The 9,025-nt window shown below is 50.5% G+C and carries 6 protein-coding genes; 1 reads left to right on the top strand and 5 read right to left on the bottom strand.

Annotated features, from left to right (window positions below):
- Positions 1-311: 311 nt before the first annotated feature.
- Positions 312-1,262: a Gfo/Idh/MocA family oxidoreductase gene (locus OXG87_01620; GenBank protein ID MCY3868222.1), complete on the top strand. Its 951-nt coding sequence runs from the start codon at positions 312-314 to the stop codon at positions 1,260-1,262.
- Here OXG87_01620 and dusA read toward each other — a convergent pair.
- From dusA to OXG87_01595, 5 genes are all read right to left on the bottom strand, one after another.
- On the bottom strand, positions 1,241-2,245 hold the full coding sequence (gene dusA / locus OXG87_01615; protein MCY3868221.1) for a tRNA dihydrouridine(20/20a) synthase DusA: 1,005 nt from the start codon (positions 2,243-2,245) through the stop codon (positions 1,241-1,243). The genes OXG87_01620 and dusA overlap by 22 nt on opposite strands.
- 67 nt (positions 2,246-2,312) lie before the next feature.
- The gene (locus tag OXG87_01610) at positions 2,313-3,458 is read right to left on the bottom strand and encodes a D-glycerate dehydrogenase (protein MCY3868220.1); all 1,146 of its coding nucleotides are present in this window, start codon (positions 3,456-3,458) and stop codon (positions 2,313-2,315) included.
- Between the two features lie 117 nt (positions 3,459-3,575).
- A complete protein-coding gene (locus OXG87_01605) occupies positions 3,576-7,181 on the bottom strand; it encodes a 2-oxoacid:acceptor oxidoreductase family protein (protein ID MCY3868219.1) in 3,606 nt (1,201 codons plus the stop codon).
- Between the two features lie 9 nt (positions 7,182-7,190).
- A complete protein-coding gene (locus tag OXG87_01600; protein ID MCY3868218.1) occupies positions 7,191-8,567 on the bottom strand; it encodes a GWxTD domain-containing protein in 1,377 nt (458 codons plus the stop codon).
- 76 nt (positions 8,568-8,643) lie between these two features.
- On the bottom strand, positions 8,644-9,025 hold a 382-nt coding region (locus OXG87_01595), incomplete at its 5' end, for a lipoyl synthase (protein ID MCY3868217.1).

Here is a 9,025-nt window from a genome sequence, read left to right as displayed (position 1 = left end):
GCGAGGTTGGAAAGCATATTTCCTTCCCAAATCAGTGGCTGTGCGGTTGCCAGGTCGAGGCCATCTGCCAGCATTGTACCATTTTTGTGTGTACAAAGCGCAAATACTTCCTGTACGTGTTTATCTACTGTATCGATAAATTTTGACGATTCCATGATTGATCTCCTTGCCCCGGTTAAAGCAATTATAGCTCCAACAGGCGAAATATCAAAGTGCTCTTACATCCGCTCAACAATCGACTTGACATTGTTGCCCACAGCAAGCATAAATACGTCTCACTTCTCAATTTACTAACTACTTTTGGAGGTCACATGTTAAATGCCGGATTTATCGGAGCTGGGGGTCGTAGCCAGGGCGCGCATTACCCAAATGTCCATCGCCTGGAGCAAGATGTCGAGATGTGCGCGGTTTGCGAACTCGATGAAGAACGCCTGGATCAGGTTGCGAAAAAATACGAGTTTCCGCAAGTATATACAGATCACAAAAAGATGCTCGATGAAGCCGATCTGGATATCATCTATTGCGTTATGAATGAAAAATGGATTTTGCAGACGGCTATTGATTGCATGAATGCGGGCAAACACATTTTTATTGAAAAGCCACCTGGCGCCAATCTCGAGGAGACCGAGCAATTGCTCGAGGCGGCGGTGTCCAATAATGTGTTCGCTGCGGTTGGGTTTCAGCGGCGCTACACAGCGGTTACGCGCGAAGCGATGCGCCTCGTGGCGGAAAAAGGTCCCGTTTCATCCATCGTCACGACATTCAACAAACAAATGCTCGGTGGCGATGGCAAAGAATTTACTTCTACTCTGTGGAATGACGTCTGCCATATTGTCGATCTCACGCGCTATATGGCCGGGAGTGAACCCGTGGAAGTGTCCGCCCATCAGGATAAATTTGGCGGAGAGAGCTATAATAATTATACGGCTCTCATACGTTTTGAGAATAACGCAGTCGGCACCATCCATGGCAATCGCGCTTCTGGTGGGCGCGTGCTGCGGTCTGAACTGCACGGTGTGGGTATTGGGTGTTATATGAAGATTCCCCAGGAGATCGAGATTCACGAAGACAATCAGGTGCGTACCCTGGGGGGATGGGAAGTCGATGGTGTGGAAGAGGAAGATGTCGCCAGTTACGAGGGTGTTTTGACGATGCACCAGCATTTTGTCGATTGTATCAATAACAACGAGGTGCCTCACAACGACCTGCGAGATGTTATACATTCCATCCGCCTGGTAGATCAGCTCGAAGCTAAGGAGTAAATGTGCTCGGGTGAGTCAACCAGTTCGCTCGCTGCCTCTAATACTTCGATCCCCGCATCCTTTTTGTATGCGTTTTCGCTGATGTATCGCCGCCAGGTTTTTGCACCCGGCACACCGGCAAATAGTCCTATGAGATGTCGCGCTATATGGTGCAATCGCGTCCCGCGTTCGAGTTGGTCGGAGACATAGGGCAGATACGCGTGCAGGATTTCGTGCCGAGATGGTATTGGACGTGGTTCACCGAAGAATCGGTGGTCAACTTCGGACAGAAAATAGGGGTTTGAATAGGCTTCCCGCCCGACCATCACGCCATCGACATGTGCCAGATGCGCGGCGGCTTCGTCGAGCGATGTAATTCCCCCGTTGATTACGACGTACAGGTCTGGAAAGTCGCGTTTGATGCGATAGACTATGTCGTAAGATAATGGGGGAATTTCTCTGTTTTCTTTGGGACTCAGGCCCTGAAGCCATGCTTTGCGGGCGTGAAACGCAAAGATACGGCATCCTGATTCGGCAACGGTCTGGACAAAATGGACCAGTTCTTCGTAAGAGTCGCAATTGTCAACGCCGATTCGCGTTTTCACGGTTACGGGAATATTTACCGCGTCGCGCATTGCGCCTACACCATCGCGCACCCGTTCGGGTTCTTTCATCAAGTACACTCCAAAAAGCCCCGATTGCACGCGGTCGCTCGGGCATCCCACATTCAGATTGATCTCATCATATCCCCAGTCTTCACCCACTTTGGCGCACTTTGCGAGGTCGGCGGGGTCGCTTCCGCCCAATTGCAGTGCTATGGGATGTTCAATCAGGTCAAAGCCCAATAAACGCGTGCGATCGCCGTGTATGATTGCGCCGGTGGCAACCATTTCGGTGTATAGCAAAACCCGTTGGGAGATCAGGCGCAAAAAGTATCGCTCGTGCCGATCTGTACAATCCATCATGGGGGCGATTGAAAATCGCCTGCTGTTTCCAATATCCATACAAAAACTCAATAAAAAAACGAGTCGATCACATGGGCAACCGACTCGTTTTGGATTAACACCAGTGTTATGCATAAGCGGAAAGCCCGACTTCACTTGCATTGACAATACTGGGGGCTGCCTGTGGGGGATTGTCGCCGAGGAATGGCAACACATCGTCCGGGTCTTGCCACGCGCCGTACCCATTCAAAACACCGGCCACATTCGAGGCTGCCAAAGTGGCCATTCCCGAACGGGTCCATATCGTTGCCGATGCAATATGCGGCACAATGACCACATTGGGCAATTCTTTAAGCCCGGGTTTCATCAGGGGTTCGTCTTCAAATACATCGAGGCCGACTTTGAAATCGGGATGGGTCTGGCAGTGTGCGACCAGTGCGACTTCGTCGATGACCGGGCCGCGGCTGGCGTTGATGAGGATCGCATTGTCCTTCATCAGTGCAAGGCGCTCGGTATTCATCAAGTGGAAGGTGGTGTCGTCCAGTAGTGGATGTAAGCTGACTACGTCTGCAACCCTCAAGACGTCTTCGACCGAGTCTAAACGCCGGCAGGTTACGGGGTCGTCACCCTGAGATTTTAAGAACTCGCCATAAGCCGCGATGTAATTTTCCATGTATTCATTGGGGTACGGGTCAAAATAAACCACGTTCATCTTGAACCCTTCGGACATCATTTTGGCATACGCGCAGCCGATGCGACCGGCGCCAATTACGCCGACCGTTTTCCCGGTCATCAATTCGCCCAGATAAAGCGTGGGCAACCAGCCGTGATATTTTTCGGCGCGCATAAAGGCATCGGCTTCGATTACCCGACGCGCTGCTGAAAAGGTGAGGGAGATGGCCATTTCCGCGGTGGTCTCGGTCAATACGCCCGGCGTATTGCCCACCGGTATGCCGTATTTTGTCGCTACGCCAACATCCACATTATTGTATCCCACGGCATAGTTGGAATACGCTTTGCCACCTGCATTCTTGAGGGCGGTAAACAGTTCTTCGCCCCACTTTTCTGTCAACTGCCCGATCATTCCGTCGCATTGATCGCCGATTTTGTCTTTGATTTCTTCGACACTCAAAATTTCTGTGGATGTGCCAATCTCCACGCGGCAATCAGCGGCCGTGAGTATCTCAAGCCAGCGGTCGCCTGGCAATTCTTTGGTTACGACTACGCGCTTGCCGCCCGATTCGTTGTGTGTTCTCCAGTCATTGGTGCTCAAAATACTTCCTCCTTATAAGTATGCGTTCTGTTCAGAAAATTGCGAGTGCGGAATATAATCAATCAAAGTGTTTGTTTCAAGTAAATCTCGTTTTGTGTTAGAGGCTGGCGGCTGGTACTAAGCGTTTTCGACTATAGGCTCGATATCGAGGACCTCGCGGTCGAGTTTGGGGGGTGTTCCTTTGCCATTAAGCCAGTAGTTCGCCATTTCTCTGGCGGCGGCCATCTTGGGCCAGATTACCTCGCGGTAGCCCCGTACGTCGTCGGGCAGGCGCAGGACTTTCACATAAGTATCGTATCGCTCTGTATTGTCAAAATCAAAATTATCTACCAGATCGATATACCAGTCTCGATAGTTTTTTTCCTCGCGATGCCAGGCCGGAAGCCTGCGTAAAAAGCGCGCCCACTTCATGATATTGAGCATCCAATCGCGGGTTTGAATATCGAATCTGATGTCCAGTCCCAGGACGGTGAAATGCGGCCGGGTTAAATGCCTGTAAGAAATCCGATCTCCGCGATCTGGATCGACATCATAACGCGCGCGATCTCGGCGATATTTTTCCTCGCTTGTCAATAGATGAGCCACATAGATTTCATCTTTATAGGCCATCACGCGGGCGAGAAAGCGCACCACAGCATCGGTTGCGCGATACTGATATTGGGCATTATCGCGGTCGTAAATCCCTTTTACGCGGTCGATATAAGACCGCGCGTATTCGATGCCGCCCCATTGAATGAGGTCGTAAACGCCGAGGGCAAATTGCAATTTTGTCGCGTCGGAAAGTGACCAGTCTGCGACTGTCTCTGAGAGGGTGCGATAGGTTTTGGCCAATTTTTCGCCCCGCGTTTTGGTCAAAATTTCCGCTTTGTCGTCGATAAGTCCACTGTATGTGGTTACGAGTTTGGGTTTGAAAAATGCATCGGGATCCAGCGCGGCTTTGCGCCCCATCTCAAATGCTTTGAGATTGGCTTCGAGTTCATTCGATTTGATATTTTGCTTCATCGCCCACCGGATATTTTCCAGTGTTAGGGGCAATGCGTCCCGTTGAAATGCCGCGCCCAGCAAGATGCTATTGGCATAGATTTTGTTGCCCAGGTATCGTTCGGAGATTTCGCCGAGGTCCATCCCAAAATACGTGTCGGAATTGGTATAACGCCGCAAGATATTCTCCAAATGGTCTGTATCAAAATCGTCTCGTCCAATCATCGACAAAATGGTCTCGCGCTTGCCGGTTTCCACAACGGCTGTGGTGCGCTGTGGACTGCCCACGCGGCCGGTTCCATTCGGATCTAACCCGCGCACTGCCTCCAGAATATCCAATCCCAACAGCAAGTCTGCATGTCCGTAGGGCGTCAATTGCGAAATCACCCGCTCGTCTTTGGTAAAGCTGACGTGCGAATACACGCCGCCGTTGCGAATAGCCAGTCCCTTTTTGTTGGTGAAGCGCACGGTATATCCCTGCTTTGCGCCTGCAACGGCGATAATCGCAGAAATGGTATTGATGCCCATGCCGCCTACGCCAGCTACATACGCGTACCAGGCCGTATCAAAGTCGCGGCATTCGGGTTCGGGAATATTCGATAGATCGATTGATTCGGTTTGCACCTCAGGTGCGCGTGACCGGTGAATGGTCAGGCGTTCAAACGAGGGACACGTTTTATCGCCATTTGCAACTTCGACCTTTGTACACGCTCCGTCGGCAACGCACAAAGATAGATCGGTCGCGACTTTTTGGCCGTGGAGGGTTTCTTCTACGCTCAAGCCACTGCATCCGGTTGCCTGCGTGCATTCCAGACAATATTCGCAGACTTCTGGCGTGATGTTGATGTGGGTTTCTTCCGACAGAAATCCCTTGTCCCGAACGGTCTGGATCTGCTCTGCGCGCACGCGACGGTGATATGTGATGCCGCATTCTTTGTCGGCAATGACAATTTTGACGCCGTCTTTTAGAAGTGCCTGTTCCAGGATATCGCGATACGCCTCCCGGTTTGCCGGATTCATGCTGGCGACCATCACCGGGCCATTTGTACCGCCACCCAAACCGCACACGACCTGTTCAATATCCTGAGCAAAGGTCGGGCGTCCCATCAGGTCAATATCTACCCCCGGCGTGGGCTGATGCCCCGTCATTGCTGTGGTCTTATTGTCTAAAATGACATAGGTAATATCTTGCCCGTGTTTAATCGAATCGGAAATCGCCGCCATTCCACTGTGGAAAAATGTCGAATCGCCCATGAATACGAGTTGTTTGTTGTCGATAAAAGGATCGATACCCGCACCCGTGCCACCGCCGAGTCCCATTCCCGATAAATTGTGCATCAGCCGGTTAAATGGCTCGTATTTCAACAGGGAATAACATCCGATATCTCCGTGGAAAATCAGATCCATTGGATCTGTGCCGTGCTTGCGCTGCATATAATCGCCATCTTGGAAATCGTCGATCATCTTGTCCAGCACACTGGCCGAATCGCGGTGCGGACAGCCCGGACAAAACGAGGGTGTGCGAACCGATGCGCTCAGGTCAAATGTTTCTGTCTGAGCCATCAAGGCGACAATAGTATCAATGCGCTCGGCATCTACGGGTACTGTGGGGTCGTCGAGCGATTTCAACACTGGAGCCAGCACATTGAGCGTGATACTGGGATTCAGGCCACAACTGTCGGGGAAACCTGATCCATTGGGAAAGCGTTTGCCCCATATCCGGAAGGCTTTTGTTTTTCCTGCCTGATACAGGTTTTGTAAAGCGGCGCCAATTTGTTCTTCCAAAAAACCGCGTTTTTCTTCCACCACGTAAATTTCATCGACCAGGTCCGCAAATTCGCGCAAGATCTCCGAATCAATCGGATACGTAATCCCGTATTTCAAAATGGGTATGCTACCCCCCAACCCAACCATATTGAGCGCGTGTTCCAAATAACAATAGGCCAAACTGCTGGTGACAAAGCCGATTCGCTTTTTGCCAGAGTCTGGCCGATATAAAATTCGATTCAACTCGTATTCTTTTGCGAGGGTGAGCAGCTTTGGAAAACGCTGCTCGAGGACCTCCTTTTCTTTTACCACTGTATGTGGCGGGATAATCACGCGATCATCTGGGGAAATCGTCAGCGGGTCCAGGCGGATGGGATGGTTAAATGTTTTTTCGGGAAACTGGTTTGCGTGTACTTCGACCGTGCCTCCGCCATCTGCCTGATTGGACGTCACGAGGTAGGCGATATAGAGCCGGGTCTTTTCCGATAACTCAAAGGCGACTTTGATCCAGTCTTTCATTTCCTGAAAGGTGCTGGGTTCGAACAAGGGCATGTACAGATGTTTGGCGATAAAGCGAGAATCAGCAGGCACTTGTGTGCCCTCAGACCACGTATCATCGCCAAATACGGCAACCGCAGCAGCACCTTCGCCCGTTCCGGCCATATTGCCCAGTGCCAGCGCGTCTGAAGCGACGTGTACGCCCACGCTTTTCATGACTGCGATGGCGCGAATAGATTCCATCTGCGCCCCATTGAGACGCGCTGCTCCCAGAGCTTCGTTGTTGGCAATTTGCACCATCACGCCTTTTTCTATCAACAACTCGCGGATGCGCTCTGCTGCATCAAATACTTCTGCCACGGGTGAGCCGGGATATCCCGTCATCAACCCCATGCCGCCTTCGAGACAACCCTTGACGATGAGTTCATTGCCCGTAAAAATGCCCGTGCCTTTTTCAAATGTAAATCGAGGATCCATCAATATCCTTTAGAATGCTGTGTCTTGCCAATTGGGATTGTAGAGTTCACCCGACATGGTCGAATGCACCAGTTCGTAAACGCCGGTTCCGCGGCGATCAAAAAATATAAAAATATATCGTCCCGACTTTTCGTAAGTCCAGGTATCTATGGGTTTTCCTATTGCAGCCGATGTGGTATAGTCGCGCTCGCTGGGCGGCCCGTATTTGATATAAACACGCCCTTTGTCTGTCTCTGATCCCCGCTTTCCCGGCTGCGATGTAAACGTATCATCGGAGTATTTCATGCGATTTATGTGGTCTCGAAGCCGTTCATTTAAGGGCGTCTTTGGCGTCGGGTCCAGTTTTTTCCAAAATGTCCGGAGGAATTTCATTTTCGAATCCTGTGTTGGCAAAGACTCGTACATAGAGAGATCTTTTTCAGACGCAATGTGATGAATGGTTTGAAAATATCGCAATTGTTCCTGTTGTGCCTCTGTCAATTGTGGATTTTCATTTTCATCTGAAATGAGAAAGACTTTGCGTTTGTGCCGCACATGTTCGCGCGTGCTGCGGTCAAATAACTCGATTTGCAAATCGTACGCGCCGCCAGATAGTCCTTCTGTTTCCAGAACTTCTGTTTTTACCACGCTTTCACCGGGCTTGATCAATCGCTTTGCCGGATACGATTTGACAACGACATCGGCAGTGTCGAGCACACTGTATCCCAGAACAAATGAATCATTGGGATTGTTGGGCATGACTTTGAAGTTGTAAACCTCAAAGTAGATCTGTATTGGTTTACCCACGCGGAAGAACCGCGTTGTATTGGGCACGACGTGCCATCCATTTTTGACAAAGCGCCCGGCAGATTCGGCTTTTTTCAGTTCCGAAGCGAATACCACATCGCTTACGACCAACTCAGGGCCCTCAAAACGGCGCACGCGCATATTCCCCTCACAAATGCCTGAAATATCTCCGTAAATATCTTCGGCTGTCAGCGTCATTTTGTAGAGACCCGAGGCAATATCAACGGCGATGATATCGCGCACCAGTGCGCCATTTTGTTTTAATTCTCGGATATTTGCCACCGAAACATTTCGCGTCCACAACTCTTGTACTGTGGGGTTTCCCGCAGAATCTTGCAGAGAAAGCTCAAAGTCAATTTGGGATACGTATTTGCCTTCTTCGGGTACAAACTGCAATTGTCGCGCATCGATTAATGTATAGACTTCCAGGCGCGTGAGGTTTTGAGGGCCTCGAAATGCAGCGGTTTCGGCAAAAACGCGCAATTCGCCCTTTGAGCGCAAAGGCATATCTCGATATAGTGGCGCATCTTCTTGCCCGTATGCCGTTGCCCAACAAAAACAGGTGACAACCATCGCAACATACCATTTTATGAGACGCATGACGATCCTCCAGGTGTATATACAACAATTCCCCGGCTGGAATTTGGGAACAGTATAAAAAGTTGAGAAAGTGGAATCAAGCCACTTGATCTGCCGCGTGGTAGGAACTGCGTACCAGTGGGCCAGATTCAACATGCCGAAAACCCAGCGTGAGCGCGAATTGTTTGAGATCCAGAAATTCATCGGGATGGTAAAAGCGCGCTACAGGAACGTGTTGGGCAGACGGTTGCAAATATTGGCCTATTGTGAGAATATCTGTTTTGCAATCTGCGATATCTCGTATCGTCTGGCGTACCTCGCTTATGGTTTCGCCAGCGCCGACCATAATACCCGATTTTGTGGGCATACCGCGCCCCATTGTTTTGGCCCGTTTCAAAAGTGCCAGCGACCTGTCGTATTTTGCCTGGGGACGCATGGTTTTATACAGGCGCGGTACGGTTTCGACATTGTGGTTTAAG

The organism is Gemmatimonadota bacterium (assembly GCA_026706845.1).
GTDB lineage: Bacteria > Latescibacterota > UBA2968 > UBA2968 > UBA2968 > VXRD01.
This window is presented reverse-complemented; position numbering and strand designations above follow the sequence as displayed.

What these genes read in the sequence shown, in the direction of transcription:
- OXG87_01620 (MCY3868222.1), top strand. Translation starts at nt 312, where the DNA reads ATGTTAAATGCCGGATTTATCGGAGCTGGGGGTCGTAGCCAGGGCGCG.
- dusA (MCY3868221.1), bottom strand. Translation starts at nt 2,245, where the DNA reads ATGGATATTGGAAACAGCAGGCGATTTTCAATCGCCCCCATGATGGAT.
- OXG87_01605 (MCY3868219.1), bottom strand. Translation starts at nt 7,181, where the DNA reads ATGGATCCTCGATTTACATTTGAAAAAGGCACGGGCATTTTTACGGGC.
- OXG87_01600 (MCY3868218.1), bottom strand. Translation starts at nt 8,567, where the DNA reads ATGCGTCTCATAAAATGGTATGTTGCGATGGTTGTCACCTGTTTTTGT.